22 protein-coding genes are annotated in these 20,760 nt (G+C 62.4%); 9 read left to right on the forward strand and 13 right to left on the reverse strand.

The genetic code is table 11. From position 1 onward, the window contains the following. Positions 1 to 13 precede the first annotated feature (13 nt). The 7 genes from V6767_RS06535 to V6767_RS06565 form a co-directional block, all read right to left on the reverse strand. Complete coding sequence (locus V6767_RS06535; protein WP_448472715.1) at positions 14 to 751, reverse strand: metallophosphoesterase family protein; 738 nt, start codon at positions 749 to 751, stop codon at positions 14 to 16. Then, positions 751 to 1,107 (reverse strand): hydroxyisourate hydrolase, encoded by a 357-nt coding sequence (gene uraH, locus V6767_RS06540; protein ID WP_448430827.1) that lies wholly within the window; start codon positions 1,105 to 1,107, stop codon positions 751 to 753. Before uraH ends, V6767_RS06535 begins: the two co-directional genes overlap by 1 nt. Next, complete coding sequence (locus tag V6767_RS06545; RefSeq protein WP_448472716.1) at positions 1,104 to 1,601, reverse strand: ureidoglycolate lyase; 498 nt, start codon at positions 1,599 to 1,601, stop codon at positions 1,104 to 1,106. Before V6767_RS06545 ends, uraH begins: the two co-directional genes overlap by 4 nt. Beyond that, the gene (gene alc, locus V6767_RS06550) at positions 1,598 to 2,629 is read right to left on the reverse strand and encodes an allantoicase (protein ID WP_448472717.1); all 1,032 of its coding nucleotides are present in this window, start codon (positions 2,627 to 2,629) and stop codon (positions 1,598 to 1,600) included. The genes V6767_RS06545 and alc overlap by 4 nt, the downstream gene beginning before the upstream one ends. A 3-nt stretch (positions 2,630 to 2,632) precedes the next feature. Then, the gene (gene uraD / locus V6767_RS06555; protein ID WP_448472718.1) at positions 2,633 to 3,127 is read right to left on the reverse strand and encodes a 2-oxo-4-hydroxy-4-carboxy-5-ureidoimidazoline decarboxylase; all 495 of its coding nucleotides are present in this window, start codon (positions 3,125 to 3,127) and stop codon (positions 2,633 to 2,635) included. Beyond that, positions 3,124 to 4,059, reverse strand: a complete 936-nt coding sequence (gene puuE, locus V6767_RS06560; RefSeq protein ID WP_448472812.1) for an allantoinase PuuE — start codon at positions 4,057 to 4,059, stop codon at positions 3,124 to 3,126. The genes uraD and puuE overlap by 4 nt, the downstream gene beginning before the upstream one ends. A gap of 125 nt (positions 4,060 to 4,184) precedes the next feature. Then, positions 4,185 to 4,901, reverse strand: coding sequence for a DUF1045 domain-containing protein (locus V6767_RS06565; RefSeq protein WP_448472719.1), 717 nt, complete (start codon positions 4,899 to 4,901; stop codon positions 4,185 to 4,187). A 448-nt stretch (positions 4,902 to 5,349) separates the two neighbouring features. On the opposite strand from V6767_RS06565, the gene adhP reads away from it, so the two are divergent. Next, complete coding sequence (gene adhP / locus V6767_RS06570) at positions 5,350 to 6,375, forward strand: alcohol dehydrogenase AdhP (RefSeq protein ID WP_448472720.1); 1,026 nt, start codon at positions 5,350 to 5,352, stop codon at positions 6,373 to 6,375. A 99-nt stretch (positions 6,376 to 6,474) separates the two neighbouring features. Here adhP and V6767_RS06575 read toward each other — a convergent pair whose 3' ends face one another. Continuing rightward, positions 6,475 to 7,647 carry an NAD(P)/FAD-dependent oxidoreductase gene (locus tag V6767_RS06575; protein ID WP_448472721.1) on the reverse strand — a complete coding sequence of 391 codons (1,173 nt, stop codon included), beginning with the start codon at positions 7,645 to 7,647 and terminating at the stop codon, positions 6,475 to 6,477. A gap of 29 nt (positions 7,648 to 7,676) precedes the next feature. Between V6767_RS06575 and mnmD the strand changes: the two genes are divergently transcribed. From mnmD to V6767_RS06600, 5 genes are all read left to right on the forward strand, one after another. Then, the gene (gene mnmD / locus V6767_RS06580) at positions 7,677 to 8,381 is read left to right on the forward strand and encodes a tRNA (5-methylaminomethyl-2-thiouridine)(34)-methyltransferase MnmD (RefSeq protein WP_448472722.1); all 705 of its coding nucleotides are present in this window, start codon (positions 7,677 to 7,679) and stop codon (positions 8,379 to 8,381) included. Positions 8,382 to 8,658: 277 nt separating this feature from the next. Continuing rightward, positions 8,659 to 10,023 carry a DEAD/DEAH box helicase gene (locus V6767_RS06585; protein WP_448472723.1) on the forward strand — a complete coding sequence of 455 codons (1,365 nt, stop codon included), beginning with the start codon at positions 8,659 to 8,661 and terminating at the stop codon, positions 10,021 to 10,023. 237 nt (positions 10,024 to 10,260) lie between these two features. Further along, positions 10,261 to 11,682 carry a circularly permuted type 2 ATP-grasp protein gene (locus tag V6767_RS06590; RefSeq protein WP_448472724.1) on the forward strand — a complete coding sequence of 474 codons (1,422 nt, stop codon included), beginning with the start codon at positions 10,261 to 10,263 and terminating at the stop codon, positions 11,680 to 11,682. Positions 11,683 to 11,684: 2 nt separating this feature from the next. After that, positions 11,685 to 12,623, forward strand: a complete 939-nt coding sequence (locus tag V6767_RS06595; RefSeq protein ID WP_448466257.1) for an alpha-E domain-containing protein — start codon at positions 11,685 to 11,687, stop codon at positions 12,621 to 12,623. A 20-nt stretch (positions 12,624 to 12,643) separates the two neighbouring features. Next, positions 12,644 to 13,462: a transglutaminase family protein gene (locus V6767_RS06600; RefSeq protein WP_448472725.1), complete on the forward strand. Its 819-nt coding sequence runs from the start codon at positions 12,644 to 12,646 to the stop codon at positions 13,460 to 13,462. A gap of 5 nt (positions 13,463 to 13,467) precedes the next feature. Here V6767_RS06600 and V6767_RS06605 read toward each other — a convergent pair whose 3' ends face one another. The 5 genes from V6767_RS06605 to V6767_RS06625 form a co-directional block, all read right to left on the reverse strand. After that, positions 13,468 to 13,758 (reverse strand): addiction module antidote protein, encoded by a 291-nt coding sequence (locus V6767_RS06605; RefSeq protein WP_448472726.1) that lies wholly within the window; start codon positions 13,756 to 13,758, stop codon positions 13,468 to 13,470. A 64-nt stretch (positions 13,759 to 13,822) separates the two neighbouring features. After that, positions 13,823 to 14,371, reverse strand: coding sequence for an ImmA/IrrE family metallo-endopeptidase (locus V6767_RS06610; RefSeq protein ID WP_448472727.1), 549 nt, complete (start codon positions 14,369 to 14,371; stop codon positions 13,823 to 13,825). Continuing rightward, complete coding sequence (locus V6767_RS06615) at positions 14,337 to 14,729, reverse strand: hypothetical protein (RefSeq protein WP_448472728.1); 393 nt, start codon at positions 14,727 to 14,729, stop codon at positions 14,337 to 14,339. Before V6767_RS06615 ends, V6767_RS06610 begins: the two co-directional genes overlap by 35 nt. A gap of 160 nt (positions 14,730 to 14,889) precedes the next feature. Further along, entirely contained in the window at positions 14,890 to 16,392 is a 1,503-nt protein-coding gene (gene guaB, locus V6767_RS06620) for an IMP dehydrogenase (RefSeq protein WP_448472729.1), read from the reverse strand. A 182-nt stretch (positions 16,393 to 16,574) separates the two neighbouring features. Beyond that, positions 16,575 to 17,564, reverse strand: coding sequence for an MBL fold metallo-hydrolase (locus tag V6767_RS06625; RefSeq protein WP_448472730.1), 990 nt, complete (start codon positions 17,562 to 17,564; stop codon positions 16,575 to 16,577). 45 nt (positions 17,565 to 17,609) lie between these two features. Between V6767_RS06625 and V6767_RS06630 the strand changes: the two genes are divergently transcribed. The 3 genes from V6767_RS06630 (at position 17,610) to glpD (ending at position 20,760) form a co-directional block, all read left to right on the forward strand. Continuing rightward, positions 17,610 to 17,756 carry a hypothetical protein gene (locus V6767_RS06630; RefSeq protein ID WP_448472731.1) on the forward strand — a complete coding sequence of 49 codons (147 nt, stop codon included), beginning with the start codon at positions 17,610 to 17,612 and terminating at the stop codon, positions 17,754 to 17,756. Further along, entirely contained in the window at positions 17,753 to 19,162 is a 1,410-nt protein-coding gene (locus V6767_RS06635; protein ID WP_448472732.1) for an MFS transporter, read from the forward strand. Before V6767_RS06630 ends, V6767_RS06635 begins: the two co-directional genes overlap by 4 nt. Positions 19,163 to 19,257: 95 nt before the next feature. Continuing rightward, positions 19,258 to 20,760 carry a glycerol-3-phosphate dehydrogenase gene (gene glpD / locus V6767_RS06640; RefSeq protein WP_448472733.1) on the forward strand — a complete coding sequence of 501 codons (1,503 nt, stop codon included), beginning with the start codon at positions 19,258 to 19,260 and terminating at the stop codon, positions 20,758 to 20,760.

Consider the following 20,760-nt stretch of genomic DNA (forward strand, 5'->3'; position numbering starts at 1 on the left):
CTGGCCCTTGGCATCATACTCGCCCCGTGGCCAATACCCGCGCCCAATCCTCGTAACCGCGCTCCCGCGCCAGTCCTACCATCCGCGCGGTGTCATAGCGCACCTGCCGAAAGTTCGGCGTCCAGCCGGCATCCGTTTTCTCGATGAGCGCGTAGCAGGCCATGGGGCTGGCGGTTTCGAGCTTGTGGTCAACGGGAATGTGATAGGCGAAGCCCGGGCAGCCGACGGAGCCCGGATTGACGATCAGGCGGCCATCGGCGAGCATCGCCGAGCGGGCGACGTGACTGTGGCCGCACAGGATAAGCGGATAGGTGATGCCCGCCGCGAAGGTTTCGATCTCATGCTGGCCGCGCAGCGTGAAGCGGCCATTGTCGAGCAGTTCCTCCAGCCACATGATCTCGTCGTTCTTCGGCGTGGCGTGGCAGAGATACACCTCCTGCGCCACCACGGCGGCGCTCGGCATATCGCGGAACCATTGCAGATGCGCATCCGAAAGCTCGCCGAAGATCGGCTGCTCCCAGTCGCCCATCTCCTCGAAGGGACGATCGACAAGGGCGCGATCGTGGTTGCCGCGCACCGTGGTCAGGCCGAGCGGCAGCAGGCGGGCGGCGGTTTCGCCGGCGGCGAGCGGGCCGGAAAGGCTGTCGCCGAGATTGACGATAAGATCCGGCTGATGCTGCTCGATATCGGCAAGCACCGCCTCGAGCGCGTCGATATTGCCGTGAATGTCGGCGATCGCGGCAATCTTCATCAACTGCCCCGATAGGTGGAATAGGCGTGCGCGGAGACCAGCAGCGGCACGTGGTAATGGGCGGTCACATCCGCGATCGCGAACCGCAGCGGGATATCCTCCAGGAAGGCGGGCTCGGTTAGTGTCGCGCCAGTGCGCCTGAGATAGTCGCCGGCGTGGAACACGAGTTCGTACTGGCCCGGCTCGACTTCCTCCGATGTCAGCATCGCCCCGCCGTCGATCCGGCCGTCATCATTGGTGTAGACGGTCTTCAGAAAGGTGCGCTCGCCGCCCTTGATGCGATAGAGATCGATCTTCATCTCCGAAGCGGGCTGGCCAAGGGCGGTGTCGAGAACATGGGTGGTCAGGCCGGTCATGGGGTTGGCTCCTCGATGATGAACGGGTCGGAATAAAAATACTCCTCCAGATTGTCGCCCGGACCGGCGCGATCGACAACCAGAAAATCGCTGCTCTCGCCGAGCGCCATCAGCGGATGGTGCCAGATATTGGCGCGGTAGTTCACGCCCTGTCCGCCTTCCGCCAGAAAGACGCGCGGTATCGAAGGCTTGCCGCCTTCATCTTCGGCCACGACCACCAGAAAGGGGCGCGGCGACAGCGGCGAGAAGCTCTGGCTGCCCAGCGGATGCCGCTCCATCATGTCGACCGTGTAGGGAAAGCTGCGCGCCGCCCCCCGGAAGATGTTGATGATCACCGCAGCGCCTTCGCCCAAAGCCTCGGCGCGGGCAAGTTCATGGAACCGCGTAGTCGTGCCGCCATTGATCATCCTGGCTTTCGCCGGATCCGGCGCGATCACTGTCCCGAACGGGGCAAACGCCTCCGGCGTCAGCCGCTCGAGCGTCAGCCGCGTCACGCCTTCACTCCGTAAAGCCTGAGCCGGCTGATGCCGCCATCGGGGAAGATCGCCAGCCGCACATGGGTGACCGGGCCGATATCGGCGACCGCGCTGCCGCTGAATTCATGGATGTGATCGGCCTCAAGCTTGGTCTGCGGCAGGATCGGCTGCCAGTTTTCGGAGGCTTCGATCTCCTCCATGCTGAAGACGTCGTTCTGCTCCGGCAGGTTGGCGCCGAGCAGCATGCAGGTATCGGGATAATTGCCCTTGAAATGGGCGGTATCGACAACGGCACGGCGGATGATGCCGGGATGGCCGAGCTTGAAGATCACCCAGTCATGCCCTGGTCCGCGCCGGCGCGCGGTTTCCCAGCCGTCGCCCATATTGACGCCGCGACCGGGGGCCAGCATGCGGTCGGGATGGCCGTAATGGGCATCCGACCAATGCAGCGCATGGGTTCCGCCGAAGATATAGGCAAGATCGATCTCCTCGTTCTCGCCGACCTTCTCCCAGTTGAAATAGGCCGAGCCATAGACCCTCAGCCGCGCAATGCCGCCATCGGGGAAGATATGGATCCTGAGATGGGTGAACACCTTCTGGCGCGTGTCCTGGTCCATTTCGAAATAATGGTGCTTGTCGGGCCCCAGGTCGGAGCGCGCAAGCACCTCCTGCCAGTCGGCGTTCTCGTCCGGCTCGCCGCTTTCCATGAAGCAGCCCTCGATCGAACACTGCGGCGGGTAGTTGCCGGTGAAATAGCTGGTGTCGACATCGAAACCACGGATGCGGCCTGGCATGGCGAGCCTGATGATCGCCCAATCGTGTCCGGGCACGCGCTTGCGGCGGCTTTCCCAGCCATCCATCCACTTGCCGTGCTCGTCATATTCGCCGGGCAGGAAGATGGCGGCATCATCCTTCAGCATGCGGGCAAGCGGGGCGAAGAACTGGTCCGTGGCGTAGATCGCCCGCGCGCCGAGCCGGGCGGAGGCAAGGTTGATGGCGCCGACCGCGAAATCGGGCAGGGCAACGGACGTTTCTTGTTCTGACATAGTTTACTCCGCGAGCATGTGGCGCAGCCTGAGACCGGCGATCTTCTCGACCTCAGCACAGGCTGTTTCAAGCTCGACGGCTTCGGAACTGTCGATCCGTCGCCGGAAGGCGGAGAGAATATCGTCCTTATTGAGGCCGCTGACCGCAATAATGAAAGGGAACTTGAACTTGTCTATATAGGCGGAATTGAGCTCAGTAAACTCCGCATGCTCTTCAGGCGACAGCCGGTCGAGGCCCGCGCCGGCCTGCTCGCGGCGGCTTTCCTCGGTCAGTCCGCCGGCGATCGCAAGCTTGCCCGCAAGGTCCGGGTGGGCGCGCAGCACGCCGAGCCGTTCTTCCTCGGTCGCTTCGCGGAACACCGTTGCAAGCGCTTCGGCAACGCCCGTTGCCGTCAGCGGTTCGCGGATCAGGCCCCGGTCATAGGCCCGCTCGGCGATGAACGGGGAGTGCTCATAAACCCCGCCGAAACGGCTGACGAATTCTTCGCGGTCCATCATTGCGCATCCTCCTGCGGCAGGTGGTTTTCATACCAGTGGCGCGCGATCTCGATCCGCTTCGCCAGCCAGACCTTGTCGTGGTTCTGGACGTAATCGAGAAAACGCTTCAGCCCCGCCATCCGCCCCGGCTTGCCGACGAGCCGGCAGTGCAACCCGATCGACATCATCTTCGGCGCGCCCTCGCGGCCCTCGTCATAGAGCGTATCGAAGGCGTCCTTGAGATAGGTGAAGAACTGTTCGCCGGAATTGAAGCCCTGAGGGGTGGCGAAGCGCATGTCGTTATTGTCGAGCGTATAGGGAATGCGCAGGAAGGGCTTGCCGTCCTTGGTGCGCAGCCAGTAGGGCAGATCGTCGGCATAGGTATCGGAGGAGTAGAGGAAGCCGCCCTCCTCCATCACGAGATCCAGCGTGTTGACCGAAGGCTTGCCCTGATAGAGGCCGTAGGGTCGCTCGCCGGTAATTTCTGTATGAAGCCGCACCGCCTCGCGGATATGGGCGCGCTCGGTCTCGATATCGAAATCCTTGTATTCGAGCCATCTGAGACCGTGGCTGGCGATTTCCCAGTTCGCCTCCTTCATGGCGGCGACGGCTTCCGGGTTGCGGGCCATCGCCTGGGTCACGCCATAGACGGTGACCGGTATTTCCATGCGGGTGAACAGCCGCCACAACCGCCAGAAACCGGCGCGCGAACCATATTCGTAGAGCGATTCCATGTTCATGTTGCGCTGGCCGGGCCAGGCCTCGGCGCCGACGATTTCCGACAGCAGGCATTCCGACGCCGGGTCGCCGTCGAGAATGCAGCTCTCGCCGCCTTCCTCGTAATTGATCACGAACTGCACGGCGATATTGGCCTCGCCCGGCCATTGCGGGTCCGGCGGATTGCGGCCATAGCCCACAAGATCACGCGGATATGCGTTCGTTTCAGCGTCCATCATGCCCTCAATTCCATTCCTTGCCGACGGTAGACGACCGTCGCCATCGCCGGAAGAGATAAGGCGAAAAGGCCGGCAGGAATCAAGGGGAAAAGCCGGATCGACCCGAAAGCGGCCGGTTGGGTCTAAGCCGACTGCCGGGCCCTGACCGCCCCCATCGGATGCAGCGAATGGACGCAGAAGGGCGCGCCGGGCTCCTCCTCGATGAACAGCGCGATATGATCGACCTCGACCGGCTCCAGCAGGATCGGCCCGAAAAACGCCGCCACCGAGCGCTCCATCCGGGCCATTTCGCTTGGAGAAAGAGGGCCGGTCAGCGGCATGTGGAAGGAGAAGGCTGCAAGCACATCCGGCTCGCCCCAACGGTGCAGGTTGTCAAACTGAACCGGCGTCAGCCCGCCCGACGCCCGCCGCTCGATCTCGGCCTCGGAAAGCGGCGCGCGGAAGCCATCGAACTCGGTGACGATGCTGGCGGCAAGCGTATCGAGCGCGGGCACAGCCGTCATCGGCGCGAGCGCCAGAATATCGCGGCGATGCACGACCGTGAGCGGCGGCAGGGTGAAGGGCTGAAAACGCATGGCAAAGCGCATCATCGCCTTCAGCAGCATGGATTCATTCATGCCGTCGGCCAGATGGAACGGCGATTTCAGCATGCCCTGAAAGCCGTAGCGGCGCGGCAGCGCCGTGTGATAGGCGATTTCGGCAAGCGGCAGGCCAGAAATCATCGGCGGCTCGACCACCTCACCGGAAAACGCGCTCCGCCCGATCCAGTTCGCGCCCACGATGGCGAGCCCGTCATGCGGCGATGGCGTAAAGCAGATGGCATAGCGTTCGGCGGGCATCGCGGATCACATGAGCAAGCGGTTTCTCGCCTCTGAGATAGCTGATTCCAATGACACTGATACGACGGGCTTACCGTTTGCGGCGCCGCCCAGGTGCGGCAATCTACACCATGGACAATCCGGCACCACGTTCTATTCTGTTTATGCGCAATGCCTGTGCATGACATCAAGGTGTCGGCCATCTCGGACCGCGCGGACGATCTGCGGTGAAAAATTGCCGGCATCGGTTGAAATGACAGGCGCATGCCAACCGGGAAAGGAAGCGTCGTGCACTTCGGTTGCAAATATTCCCGATCAGAGAACAGTCGCCTCCGCTGCGCCTTAAAGCAGGCCCTAGCAGGCGTTGGTCGACGTCTCGAAAACGATCGGTCGCCCCGAAGACCGCCTTCCCCGGCCAAACCCTTTTGCGGAAGCTCCATTCCGCATTTTCTCAAGACAGGATGTTCCGATGGATAAGACCATGAAAGCCGCCGTTGTCCGGCAATTCGGCAAACCTTTGGTAATGGAGGAGGTTGCGGTCCCCTCGGTCGGACCGGGCCAGATTCTCGTCAAGATGGCCGCAAGCGGCGTCTGCCATACAGACCTGCACGCGGCGGAGGGCGATTGGCCGATCAAGCCCGAGCCGCCCTTCATTCCGGGCCATGAGGGCGTGGGACACGTCGTCGCCGTGGGCGCCGGGGTAACCCATGTCAAGGAAGGCGACCGCGTCGGGGTTCCGTGGCTCTACACCGCCTGCGGCTGCTGCAAGCATTGCCTCGGCGGATGGGAGACGCTGTGCGAATCGCAGCAGAACACCGGCTATTCGGTCAATGGCAGTTTCGCCGAATATGTTCTGGCCGACCCGAACTATGTCGGACACCTGCCTGACAATGTCAGCTTCACAGAGATTGCGCCGATTCTCTGCGCAGGCGTTACGGTCTACAAGGGCCTCAAGGTGACGGACACGAAGCCCGGCGACTGGGTCGTGATCTCGGGTATCGGCGGGCTCGGCCATCTGGCCGTGCAATATGCAAAGGCGATGGGCCTGAACGTGCTTGCCGTGGATATCGACGACGCGAAACTCGATCTGGCGAAGCGTCTTGGCGCAAGTCTGGCGGTCAATGCCCGCAACACCGATCCGGTGGCCTACGTGAAAAAGGAAATCGGCGGCGCGGAAGGGGTTCTGGTCACCGCCGTTTCGCCCAAGGCCTTCGAACAGGCGCAGGGCATGGTCCAGCGCGGCGGAACCGTATCGCTCAACGGCCTGCCGCCCGGTGATTTCCCGCTGCCGATCTTCGACACCGTGCTGAACGGCATCACGGTGCGCGGATCGATCGTCGGAACCCGGCTTGATCTGCAGGAGGCGCTGGATTTCGCCGGCGCGGGGAAGGTCAAGGCGACGATCAAGACCGACAAGCTCGAAAACATCAACGAGATCTTCGCAAAGATGCATCACGGCGAAATCGAGGGCCGTATCGTCATCGATTATCAGTGATCGCCGAGCCCGACAAAGCAAACAGCCGCGTTCCATCCGGATGCGGCTGACGACAGGCAGACGGAGCCGTTTTGCGTTTCGCAGGAAAGCAGAACGGCTCTATCGCTTTTCGCCATGAGCGCGTCTGCGATAGATCGCAAGATCGTAGATATCGGGCAGCGCCTCGACCGGCTGGCCCGCAGCAAGCCGCACGGCATGCCCCGCCAAGCGATGAGCGATGCCGAAGCTTGTCTTGAAACCGCCGCCAAGCGCGATGACGCGAGGGGCGGCATCGATTGCGCCGATCATCGGCTCGCGGTGAACGCCGCGCGGCCGCAGGCCCGCCCAGCGCTCGACGACCGGCGCATCGGCAAGCGCGGGGACGATCTTGCGGGCCATCTCTATAAGGCCGTCAATCTGGTGATCGGCGCCGAAGGGGTCATCGAAATCGTCTTCGGTGGTCGAGCCGATGGCGACATGGCCGCCCTGGTGGGCGACGACATAGAGCCCGTTATCGAAGATCACCGGCCATGCGGGATCGCAATCGAGCACAAGCAGCGCCGCCTGCCCCTTCACCGGCCGGCCAAGCGGCTTTCCTTCAGGCGCAAGCAGCGGCTGCAGCAGCGGGAAAGCGCCGACGCCGGCGGAAACGATAACATGGCCGAAGCCGACCCGCCCGCCATCCGCCAGCAAAAGACTCGAGGCGGCGACATCGATTTCCGTAACGCTTGCGGTCAGCCGCTTGACGTAGCGCGCGCCGCTCAGGAAGGCGCCGAGCGCTTTCACCACGCCGCGCGGGAAAACATGGGCAGCGAAATCTTCATGGACATAGCCAAGCGCCGCTGGATCGGCAGGCGGCCAGTGACCGAGCGGAGGACGATCCACCACGGACCACTGAAAGCGCCGCGCGCCATCGCGCCAGTTTTGATCCGCAGCTTCGGCGCGCAGGCGTGCGGTTTCCACCTGCTGTTCGCCATAAAGCGGCATCACCCGGCCGGCGCGGCGATAACCGGTCGCGATACCGGTTTCATCCTCGAGCGTGCGGACCTGCCCCTCAAGCGCCGCCAGCGCCTCGAACTGGAACCGCTTTTTTTCGTCCCACTGATCCGGCATATAGGCCATCAGCGCGCCGAGAAGGCCATTGCTGGTGGCCGGCGCGCCGCTATCGATCAGCAGCGTGTCGATGCCGGCCTTTTCGGCATGATAGGCCGCCCACAACCCCATGATGCCGCCGCCGATGATGGCGAGATCGGCATTCAGGGTTTGACGGGAGGTTTCGGTCGAGTCATTCATCCCCGCGATGGATCACAAACGGCGCGCCCATGCAACAGCTTCCCACATCCGAGGTCACCTGGCACGACGACGACCGGCCGTTTTCAGAGGCGTTTCAGGACCACTATTTCTCCAAGGCGGACGGGCGGGCCGAATGCGGCCATGTGTTCATTGATGCCAACCGGCTCGGCGAACGCTGGCGGGCGGGTGGGCCCTTCAAAATCGGCGAGCTCGGCTTCGGCACGGGGCTGAATTTCTGCGAGACCTTTCGGCGCTGGAAGACGCTCAGGCGGCCGGACGGCCATCTCACCTTTACATCGTTCGAGCTGTTTCCGATGGGAAGAGCCGATATCGACCGCGCCCTGTCGCACTGGCCGGAAATCGCGGCGGAGCGCGAAACCCTCACCGCCCATTGGCCGGAGCGCCCTGAAGGCGTCATCACGATCGACGCGGATCCGCAGACCCGCCTCACCGTCATCTGCGCCGACGCTCTGGCGGCGCTCTCTACCCTCTCCGACCGATTCGATGCCTGGTATCTCGACGGCTTCGCCCCCTCTCGCAATCCCGACATGTGGTCCGAGCCCCTGATGCGCGCCGTTTTCGACCATACCGCGCCCGGCGGCACGTTCGGCACCTATGCCGCCGCCGGCTTCGTGCGTCGCAACCTTCAGGCCGCCGGCTTCACCGTCAAGCGCCGCCCCGGCTTTGCCGGAAAGCGCGAAATGCTGGCGGGTTTTCGCCCGGCCGGGAGGTAAAGCTTGACTTTTGTCGGTCCGGGCATCATATCGAGCCCAGCTTTCCACCTGTTCGCATGCCGCGTGAGCATGCCTGGCGCAGATGACCCAAGTCGGTCGCGTCAAGTCCGGGTCAAGCGCATGAGAAAAGTCCGGCACTCCCAGCCGGCGCGCGGAAGGCATTTTCCACCGATAAGCTCCCACTTCACGCGGGGCGCTTGAAACCGAAACCACCGGCATTTGCGTTTGGACGCAATGCGCGGAGGGCTTTCGGCATGCCTTGAAAGGCGCTTTTGAATTGACTGAATTTAATACACTTGGACTTTCCGACCAGCTCGTGGCCCGCATTGCAGCCGAAGGGTACAAGACCCCGACGCCGATCCAGGAAAAGGCGATCCCGCTGGTGCTCGAAGGCCGCGACCTGATGGGCCTTGCCCAGACCGGCACCGGCAAGACGGCCGCCTTCGGCCTGCCGATCATCGACATGCTGCTGGCAAATGGCGGCAAGCCGGCACCGAAGACCGTCAAGACGCTGATCCTCGCGCCGACGCGCGAACTGGTGAACCAGATCGCCGAAAACCTGCGCATCTTCGCCCGCAAGACGCCGCTCAAGGTCAACATCGTGGTCGGCGGCGCGTCGATCAACCGCCAGCAGCATCAGCTTGCCGGCGGTACCGATATTCTGGTGGCCACCCCCGGCCGCCTGCTCGACCTGCTTGACCGCAGGGCGCTGAACCTTGCCGCCGTGCGCTATCTGGTGCTGGACGAGGCCGACCAGATGCTCGATCTCGGCTTCATCCACGACCTGAAGAAGATTTCGGCGCTGGTGCCGGACGAGCGCCAGACCATGCTGTTTTCGGCGACCATGCCGAAATCGATCGCCGAGCTTTCCAAGCGCTTCCTGACCAATCCGGAACGCGTTGAAGTGACGCCCCCCGGCAAGACTGCCGACCGCGTCGAACAGGCCGTGCATTTCGTTGCCGGCAAGAACGACAAGGTCGAAATCCTGCGTCAGGAGCTTTCCAATAACCCGGATGGCCGCGCGATCGTTTTCCTGCGCACAAAGCACGGCGCGGAGAAGCTGATGAAGCATCTCGACAGCCGCGGCTTCGCCACCGCCTCGATCCACGGCAACAAGAGCCAGGGTCAGCGCGAGCGGGCGCTGAAGGCCTTCAAGACCGGCGAGATCAACGTTCTGGTCGCGACCGACGTTGCCGCCCGCGGCATCGATGTGCCCGGCGTGACGCATGTCTACAATTACGACCTGCCGGAAGTGGCCGACGCCTATGTCCACCGCATCGGACGCACCGCGCGCGCCGGCAAGGAAGGCAAGGCGATCGCGTTCTGCACGCCCGAGGAATCGGCGCTGCTGCGCGATATCCAGAAGCTGACCGGCATCGAGATCACGGTCGCCAGCGGCGAACCGCATGCGATGGCCGAGCGCCCCGCCCGTGGTCGCGGCAATGGCCGTGGTCGCGGCGGCGCCGGCAACGGCAAGCCCGCCCGCCGGGCGCGGCCTTCCGCCAATGGCGGCCAGCGCCAGGGCGAGGCCCGCAACGGCGCACCGCGTGACGGCGCCCCCCGCGAGGGCGCCAACCGCAACCGCCCGGCCAAGAACCGCCGCCCGCGCAACCGCCAGGGCGACCGCCGCCAGAGCGCCTGACCGACGCAAACATGCCGAAACTGCAGAACCCGCCGCACCTCCGGCGGGTTTTGTTTTGTTCGGAAAGCGCCCACGGCGGGCAGGCGTTGCACACTAAATCGGCGAAGTATTACGGAACTGCCTGTTTTTCGGCGCGTTTCATAAAAACGGGACTTTAAAAATGGTTGTCGCGCGGCAAGGCATGGTCCTTGCATTGCTGACGATGTTGTATTGATATGGAAGAAGAACAATCGGGGGATGAACGCTTTGGCATTCGATGAAATGATGACCGCGGACAACCAGCCGCGCGCGCCCTACCAGGATTATTACGACTGGTACAGTCAGCAAAATCCCGCATCATTGATCGCTAAATCCCGAGATGCCGAGAATATCTTCCGCAAGACGGGCATCACCTTTGCCGTTTACGGCCATGCCGACAGTTCGGAGAAGCTGATCCCCTTCGATATCGTGCCGCGCATCATCGCCGGGCGCGAATGGCGCAAGCTGGCCGCCGGCATCGAGCAGCGGGTGATCGCGCTCAACGCCTTCCTGAAGGACATCTACCACAAGCAGGAGATCATCAAGGCCGGCCGCCTGCCGCGCCGGCTGATCGAGGAGAACGACGCCTTCCTGCCGCAGATGATCGGCTTCGAGCCGCCCGGCGGCGTCTACACCCATATCGTCGGCACCGACATCGTGCGCACCGGCGAGGACCAGTTCTACGTGCTGGAGGACAATGCCCGTACGCCGTCCGGCGTCTCCTACATGCTGGAGAACCGGGAAACCATGATGCAGATGTTTCCCGAACTGTTCTACAAGAACCGGGTGCGCCGGGTGGAGGACTATCCGCAGCTGCTGCGCCAGAGCCTCGCCACGCTCGCCCCGCCCGGCTTTTCCGGCACAAGGCCACGGGTCGCGGTGCTGACCCCCGGCATCTACAATTCCGCCTATTACGAGCACTCCTTCCTCGCCGACATGATGGGCGTGGAACTGGTAGAGGGCCAGGATCTGCGCGTCATCGACGGCAAGGTGCAGATGCGCACCACGCGCGGCTATCAGGCGATCGACGTGATCTATCGCCGTGTCGATGACGATTTCCTCGATCCGCTGACCTTCCGTCCGGATTCGGCGCTCGGCGTCCCGGGCATCATGGATGTCTACCGCGCCGGCAACATCACCATTGCCAATGCGCCGGGCACCGGCATTGCCGATGACAAGGCGATCTATTCCTACATGCCGGAAATCGTCGAGTTCTACACCGGCCAGAAACCGCTTCTGGAGAACGTGCCGACATGGCGCTGCTCGGAACCGGAAAGCCTCGCCTATGTGCTCGACAACATCGCCGATCTGGTGGTCAAGGAAGTTCACGGCTCCGGCGGTTACGGCATGCTGGTGGGCCCGACGGCGAGCAAGAAGGAGCTCGAGGATTTCACCGCCAAGCTGCGCGCCCGACCGGCCAACTACATCGCCCAGCCGACGCTGTCGCTCTCGACCGTGCCGATCCTGGTGAAGAAAGGCATCGCGCCGCGCCATGTCGACCTTCGCCCCTATGTCCTGGTCTCCGATCGCGTGCGCATCATGCCCGGCGGGCTGACGCGCGTGGCGCTGAAGGAAGGCTCGCTGGTGGTTAATTCCAGCCAGGGCGGCGGAACCAAGGACACCTGGGTGCTGGAGGACTGATCATGCTTGGAAAAACCGCAAACGGCCTCTACTGGATGTTCCGCTATATCGAGCGCGCGGAAAACATCGCCCGCCTGATCGATGCCGGCCAGCGCGTTTCGCTGACCCGCTCCAAGGGCGCCGACGACTGGGACGGCATCCTGCAAAGCGCCGGCGTGCAGGAGGCCTATTTCGAGGTCTATGACAAGCTGACGGCGGACAATGCCATCGACTTTCTGCTGCGCGACCGCCGCAATCCGTCCAGCGTCGTCTCCTGCATCGATTCCGGCCGCCAGAACGCACGCATGGTGCGCACCGCGCTGACCCGGGAAACCTGGGAGGCGACCAACGAGTGCTGGATCGATACCCGCGGGCTTCTGGGCGCGAAGGTGAAGCCTGCCGACCTGCCCAAGGCGATCGACGTGATCAAGCACCGCACGGCGCTGATTCGCGGGGCTTTTCATGGCTCCATGCTCAGGAACGAAATCTATAATTTCGCCCATATCGGCACTTTCATCGAGCGCGCCGACAATACCAGCCGCATTCTGGACGTGAAATATTACGTGCTGCTGCCTTCGGTGCACCATGTCGGCACCTCGCTCGACAATCTGCAGTGGGAATCGATCCTGCGTTCGGTCTCCGCCCACCGCGCCTATGGCTGGGTGCACAACGGCGAATACCGGCCGAGCGAGATCGCCGAGTTTCTGCTTCTGGATGTGCAGCTTCCGCGCTCGCTTGCCTATTGCTACGAGAAGATCGTGCTGAACCTCGACTACCTGGCCGCCGATTACGGCGCCCGGGTGCAGGCGCACGAAACCGCCCATGCGATCCGCAACACGCTGAGAACGCAGAAGATCAAGACCATCATGGATAACGGCCTGCACGAATTTCTGGAGGATTTCGTCAGCCGCAACAATACCGTGAGCCAGCAGATCAGCGAGGGCTATCGCTTCTACGCCTGAAGCGAAGAGAGGGATCGACGATGCTTTTGAACATCCATCATGTGACTGAATACAGCTATGACGCGCCGGTTCAGTTCTCGCTGCAGCGGCTGCGCCTGACCCCGGTGGACGGCAATGGCCAGACCGTGCGCGACTGGGCGGTTTCAATCGAGGGGGCAAAAAGCGAGGTTTCCTATACCGACCAGTACGAAAACCATGTGCGCCTGGTCTCGGTGGAGGGCGACCACAAGACCGTGCGCCTGACGGCAAGCGGCACGGTGGAAACCCGCGACACCGACGGCATTTTCGGCCCCGCATCGCCGGATATTCCGCTCTGGCTGTTCCTGCGGCCCACCCCGCTGACGCTTGCCGAGGAGCCGATCAAGGCGCTGGTCGCGCGGCTTGAAGGCGATTCCGATCTCGCCCGGCTGCACGATCTGATGGCTGTGTTGCACAAAACGATGACCTTCAAACCCGGCGCCACCTCGACGGCAACCACCGCCGCCGAGGCGCTGGAAAACAAGGAGGGTGTGTGCCAGGACTATGCCCATATCGTGATCGCCGCCGCGCGCGCGATGAAGGTGCCGGCGCGCTATGTCTCCGGCTATCTCTACATGGAGGAAGGCCCCAACCAGACGGCCAGCCACGCCTGGGCGGAATGCTATCTCGAAGGCCTCGGCTGGGTCGGCTTCGACGCCGCCAACAAGGTCTGCCCGGACGAACGCTATGTCCGCATCGCCACCGGCCTCGACTACCGCGACGCCGCCCCCGTCTCCGGCATGACCATCGGCGGCGGCCATGAGACGCTCGCCGTAAAACTCACCGTGGCCGGCCAGAGCCAGTCGCAGAGCCAGAGCTGAGCCGTTCAGGCGGCATCATCGCGACGGTTCTCCGGCCTGACAGCAAGCTGGAGACCGAGCGCTTTCAAAACGCCAATGAGCGTGGAGAGCTTTGGATCGCCGTTTTCGCCCAGCGCCTTGTAAAGCGCTTCGCGGGTGACGCCCGCTTGCCGCGAGACCGCCGACATGCCTTTTGACCGGGCAACATCACCGAGAGCGGCGGCAATAAGCGCCGGATCCTCCAGCACCGCCTCCAGATAGAAGGCGATATCCTCCGGCGTATCGAGATAGTCTGCCGCGTCGAAGGAAGCAGGCATTGCCCCTTTCTCCTCAGTCATACAACCACTTTGAGTGTATTGGAGCTGAACAACCGCCCGGCACCTAATTGACTTCAACCAGCCCTAAATCCTGCATCGCAGCCTGTTTTTTGGTCGGCATGCCCTTGCGGATACGCATCGCGTCTTCAGAGACTTTAAAAAGCTTGGCCAGTTGCTGCACATCGGCACCCGGGTGCTCGGCTTCCGCCTTCCTGATCAGTTTGCGTGGCATAAGCAAGTTAGCCGCAAACTGATTGGCTTGCGTCTCGTGGAACCGTTCCAGGGGCGTCTCATCGTAAATGGCCTCATCAGGCGCGCGATAGGCAGGTGAATCGGCGATGCCATCGCCTATTAGCGCGCGATGATAAATGTAATGACCAAGTTCATGGGCAATTGTGAATCGCTGACGCACTTCCGGTTCGGTTGTGTTAGCTACAATGTAGTATCCACCGCGCTCGTCTCTTTGGATTTTGCCGGAGATTCCAGAGGGCAGCGTATCGTAAAGGACACGCACCCCTATAGCGTTGGCCGCCTCCGCAACATCGACAGGGTAGTCGGCAGCGAAATCTGCCAGAATATCAAGATTGGACTTCACCTGTATCTTGCTGTCCATAGTCGCCTCCGTCTCTCTCTTGGATTATCAGTTCGACTAGTCGGCGAACCTCGTCAGGCAATTCATCATTTGCATAGTTCTTCAACAGCCCGGCGGCAATTGTGCGGCACTCTGATCTTGCTGTATCCTGAGCAACTAACTTAGCACGATATCTGATTTCGAAGAACGCAAACAGTCCGCCGAAAGCCAATATGATTGCTATCGCCGTTAGGAGAATCGATATAAGATCAAGCCGATGGGTCTGAGCCGCGACAAAAACAGCATCTCCAAGATTCCCCGATTCAGCCTCATCCAGAATTATCGAGGCGCGGTCTATCAACGCCTGCAACTCATTCTTCATCTCATTGATAGACGCCACAGATCGTCTCCCGCATTATATCGTGGCAGATTGCATCATTATCCATAGTTGAGAGAAAAAAATCTAGTCGCCTAGGTTGAAGTCATGCGCGAATTCAAAACGCATAAAATTGAACCCGGAGAAACTCCGGGTCCTAAAAAATGCGAAACTATCAACTCGTTCAAACGCTACCCGGATAATTCGGGCTTTCGCGGGTGATCGTCACGTCGTGGGCGTGGCTTTCGCGCAGGCCGGCGTTGGAGATCTGGACGAAGGTCGCTTTTTCCTGGAAGTCGGGGATGGTCTTGCCGCCGACATATCCCATGGCGGCGCGTAAGCCCCCGCCGAGCTGGTGCAGCACCGCGCCGGCGGGGCCCTTATAGGGCACCTGGCCCTCGATGCCTTCGGGCACCAGTTTCAGCGTGTCGCGCACTTCCGCCTGGAAATAGCGGTCGGCGGAGCCGCGCGCCATTGCGCCGACGGAGCCCATGCCGCGATAGGCCTTGAACGAGCGGCCCTGATAGAGAAACACCTCGCCCGGGCTTTCATCCGTGCCGGCCAGGAGCGAGCCGACCATGACAGCATCCGCCCCGGCGGCGATCGCCTTGGCCATATCGCCCGAAAACTTGATTCCGCCATCGGCGATCACCGGAATGCCGGCATCGCGCGCGGCCTCGGCTGCGGCCATGACGGCCGCCAGCTGCGGCACGCCGACGCCGGCGACGATGCGGGTGGTGCAGATCGAGCCAGGTCCGATGCCGACCTTGACGGCATCCGCGCCGACATCGATCAGCGCCTTGGTGCCGTCGGAGGTGGCGACATTGCCGGCCATGATGCGCACCGAATTCGACAGCGTCTTCACCCGGCCGACCGCATCCAGCACCTTCTGCGAATGGCCGTGGGCGGTATCGATGACGATGAGATCGACGCCGGCATCGACCAGCATTTCGGCGCGCTGGAAGCCGTCATCGCCGACAGAGATAGCGGCGGCGGCGCGAAGCCTGCCCTGCGCATCTTTCGAGGCGTTGGGGTTGAGCTGCGATTTTTCCATGTCCTTGACGGTGATCAGGCCGACGCAATGGCCGCGATCATCGACAACGAGGAGCTTTTCGATGCGGTGGTGATGGAGAAGACGCTTGGCTTCCTGCTGGTCAACCGTTTCGCGCACGGTGATCAGGTTTTCGCGCGTCATTAGTTCGTAGATGCGCTGTTCGGGATTGGAGGCGAAGCGGACATCGCGATTGGTGAGGATGCCGACAAGCCGGCCCGAGGTGTGGCCGTCGCTGGTGCCCTGCTCGACCACCGGGATGCCGGAGATGTGATGGGTTTTCATCAGCGCCAGCGCTTCGGCCAGCGTGGCGTCGGGCCCGATCGTCACCGGATTGACGACCATGCCGCTTTCGAACTTTTTGACCTGGCGGACCTGTTCGGCCTGCTCATGGGGCGAGAGATTGCGGTGGATGACGCCGATGCCGCCGGCCTGCGCCATGGCGATGGCAAGTCGGGCCTCCGTGACGGTATCCATGGCGGAAGAGAGGATCGGCAGGTTGAGGTGGATGTCCTGGGCGATCGTGGTCGAAACATCGACCTCGCCCGGCATGACCTCCGAATGACCCGGCTGCAGCAGCACATCGTCGAAGGTGAGCGCCTGCATGCCGGTAGCGGCCTGAATGATTTGCGCCATGGCCAATTTCCTTTTCAAAATACGAAATGGCCCGGAAGGATTTCCCCATCCGGTCCCTTGCAAGATAATCCTGGAAGTTGGCGAGTGCTCGTAACACGAAGATGACGGCTTGGAAATAGCAATCCGCAGCCATGACCACGGATTGCAAGGTTTTCCAGCAAAGCCGTGGCGCTATTGAGGTCTCAAAGCGCGAACTGGTAGGTTTTCGGCATGAACATATAGCCCTGATCGGTCTTCTCGACATAGCCGACCGAGGGGAACGGCATGTGATAGCCGAGGAAAGGGATTTTCTCTGCGGCGACCATGTCGAAGACCTGTTTCCGGGTCGCCGCCGCCATTTCCTTGTCCATGTCGAAGCGCACCTGCCAGTCCGGCCGCTGCAGCGACAGAACATAGTGATTGGCGGTGTCGGCGGTGAGCAGAAGCTGCCGGCCGCCCGATTCGAGCATGAAGATCATGTGGCCGGGCGTATGGCCGAAAGCCTCCATGGCGGTGATGCCGGGGGCCACCTCATCGCCGCCCGTGATGAACCGTGCCTGTTCGGCGAGCGGAACAACCAGTTTCTTGACGCTTTCATGCCCGCCTTCCGCCGGCGTGCCCATCCGCGCCTCGTCGCTCCAGAAGGCGTATTCCTTTTCGCCGAACACATAACTTGCATTGGGAAAGGCAGGCCCATCCTCTTCCATCAGGCCCATAATGTGGTCGCCATGCATATGGGTGATGACCACAACATCGATATCGCCGGGCTGGTAGCCGTTTGCCTTCAGCCCCGCCATAAGCTGGCCCGCGCCCCAGGAGCGGCCGGCCGGGCCCATGCCGGTGTCGAACAGGATCGTCTGCTCACCGGTATCGACCAGCACCGGCGCGAAGCCGTTCACCATCTTGTCCTCGGGCAGGAAGTTTTCTTCCAGGAGTGCCGCGACGGTTGCCGGATCCTGCCCCGTGCCGAAGGTGTCGCCCGGATTTTCCATCACGCGGGTGCCGTCCTCGACCACGACCAGCTTGAAATCGCCGAGATTGAAGCTGTCGGTCCGGGGCCCCTGCGCCGTTTCCATCATCTCTCCGTCGGCGGCGATCGCGCTGCCGCCTCTTGCAATAAAGGGCGCGGCAAGTGCGGTAATGCCGGCTGTCGCCATCAGGCGGCGGCGGTGAATGCCATTGTCTTCTGCCATCATCGTCCTCCTTGAAATGAAACCATTCAGTTTGGGGAGAAAACCATGGTTTCAAGACAATCGGCCGATTTCGGCCGCGCGCCGGACTCACTTTTGCGTGAAACGCTGCGTGATTATCATTTGGCGTTTCAGGCGGTGGGGTCTAATAAGTATGCCTTTCGCATGTTTCTGACAGAGAAGTCCCGCCAATGAATCCCGTCGTTCCGCTCATCATGGCTGTTGCCCTGTTCATGGAAAACATGGATTCAACGGTGATTTCCACGGCACTACCGGCAATCGCCGCCGATCTCAATGTCGGGCCGATCACGCTGAAACTGGCGCTGACGACCTATATGGTGGCGCTGGCGATCTTCATTCCGGTCTCGGGCTGGATGGCTGACCGGTTCGGCGCCGCACGGGTGTTCCGCTCCGCGATCCTCGTGTTCCTGATGGGCTCGGTGGCCTGCGCCGTCTCCAGCAACCTGCTGGAATTCGTCGGCGCGCGCTTTCTGCAGGGCATGGGCGGGGCGATGATGACGCCGGTGGGCCGCCTCGTGATCCTGCGCACCACCAACCGCTCCGAACTTGTGCGCGCCATGGCGCTGCTGACGATCCCGGCGCTGGTCGGGCCGATGGCGGGGCCGCCGGTCGGCGGTTTCATCACCACCTATTTCTCCTGGCACTGGATCTTCCTGATCAATGTGCCGATCGGTATTATCGGTCTCATCATGTCGGCCATTTTCCTGCCGGCGATCAAGGACGAGCCGGTGTCGAACCTCGACTGGATGGGATTTTTCCTTGTGGCGACCGCCGCATCCGGCATTGTCTTCGGCATGTCGGTGATCTCGCTACCGGCCCTGCCGCCGGCGACCGGGATCATCACCACCCTGATCGGCATCGCGGCAGCCCTCGCCTATCTTTGGCACGCAAGGCGCAAGGCCAACCCGCTTCTGAACCTGAAACTGTTCCAGACGCCGACCTATCGCGCGGCCGTCGGGGCCTCCGCCTTCTTCCGGATGGCGACCGGCGCGTTTCCGTTTCTGATGCCGCTGATGCTGCAGCTCGGCTTCGGGCTCAACCCGTTCCAATCCGGCATGATCACCTTTGTCGGCGCGGTCGGCGCGCTGGTGATGAAATTCGCGGCGCCGCGCGTCTTCTCCGCCTACGGGTTCCGCACCGTGCTGATGATCGCAGCGCTGGGCGCCTCGCTGCTGACGATGAGCTTCGCCTTCTTCGAGGCGACGACGCCCTATATCATCATCGTCACGCTGCTGTTTGCCACCGGGCTCTGCCGCTCATTCTTCTTCACCGGCGTCAATGCGCTCGGCTATGCCGATATCGAACCGGCGCAGGCGAGCCAGGCCACCGCCTCCACATCGATGTTCCAGCAGGTCAGCCTCGCGCTCGGCGTCGCCTTCGCCGCAACCATCCTCGAAGTCACGGCCTGGATCACCGGCGAAGGGCTGACGGTCCAGCATTTCCATATCGCCTTCCTGGTCGTCTCCTTCATTTCGCTGGCCGCGATCATTCCGCTGCTGCGGCTTGATGCCGACAGCGGCTCGGCGGTTTCCGGCCACAGGCGACTGAAGCCGGAGACGAGCAGCGAGGCGGCGGAATAGGTTCGCAGAACAGCGAAACGAATATTTACGAACATTTTCTTTGACAAAACGAACGCACCCGCGCATGCTTGCATCGTTGAAAAGCGGGAGCGCGCATGTCAGAATCTGTCGACATTTTCGTTATCGGCGGCGGCGTCAACGGCGTCGGCGTGGCGCGTGATGCCGCGGGCCGCGGCCTGACGGTGGCGCTCGCCGAGATGAACGACCTCGCCTCTGCCACCTCCTCCGCCTCGACCAAGCTCTTTCATGGCGGGCTGCGATATCTCGAATATTACGAATTCCGGCTGGTGCGCGAGGCGCTGATCGAGCGCGAGGTGCTGCTGAAGGCGATGCCGCATATCTCGTGGCCGATGCGCTTCGTGCTGCCGCACCACAAGGGCCTGCGCCCCTGGTGGCTGGTGCGGCTCGGCCTGTTCCTCTACGACCATCTCGGCGGCCGCAAGATCCTGCCCGCCACCAAGGCACTCGATCTTTCGCGCGACGAGGCCGGCAAACCGCTCAAAAGCGAATATCGGCGCGCATTCGAATATTCCGACTGCTGGGTGCAGGATGCCCGCCTCGTCTCGCTGATGGCGCGCGATGCGGCCACGCGCGGCGCGAACATCATGACCCGCACGCGGGTGACTGGGGCCGAGCAGGTGCAGGGTTCGGACGGGAAGACGCTGTGGAAGGTCTCGCTGGAAAGCGCCGAAGGCCTGCTGCCGCCCATCCATGCCCGCGCGCTGGTGAATGCCGGCGGGCCGTGGGTCGCCGACATGCTGAAGGGCACGCTCGGCATCGACACGAAGGAAAAGGTGCGGCTTGTGCGCGGAAGCCATATCGTCACCCGCAAGCTCTATGACCATGATCGCTGCTACTTTTTCCAGGGCTCGGACGGCCGGATCATCTTCGCCATTCCCTATGAGCAGGATTTCACCCTGATCGGCACCACCGATCAGGACCATCATGGACCGGCGAGCGAAGCCAAATGCACGCCCGAGGAAGCGGACTATCTCTGCCGCTTCGCCTCGGAATATTTCGAAACGCCTGTGACGACCGACGACATCGTCTGGACCTATTCAGGCGTGCGCCCGCTTTACGATGACGGCGCATCATCCGCCACCGCCGCCACCCGCGATTATGTCCTCTCGCTGCGCAAGGAGGGCGCGCCGCTGTTGAGCGTCTTCGGCGGCAAGATCACCACGCACCGGAAACTCGCCGAAGCGGTTATCCACAAGCTGTCCCCTTATTTTCCACAGGCGGGCGGCGACTGGACAGCGGCATCGACCCTGCCTGGCGGCGACTTTCCGGTGGCCGACACAGCGGCCATGCCGGACAGGCTCGTGCGCGATTATCCCTTCCTCGACCATGCCGCGGCGCTTCGTCTGATTCGCAGCTATGGCAGCGAGTGCTGGGATATGCTCGGCGCGGCAAAAACGCCCGCCGATCTCGGACGCGACTTCGGCGGCGGGCTCTACGAGGCGGAGGTGCGCTGGCTGGTGGAGAAGGAATTTGCGCAGACGGCGGAGGATATCGTCTATCGCCGCACCAAATGCGGCCTTAGGATGAGCGCGGATGAAATCGCCGCGCTGGACGACTGGCTGAAGGCGGCGCACTGA

Source organism: Martelella sp. FLE1502, assembly GCF_053484255.1.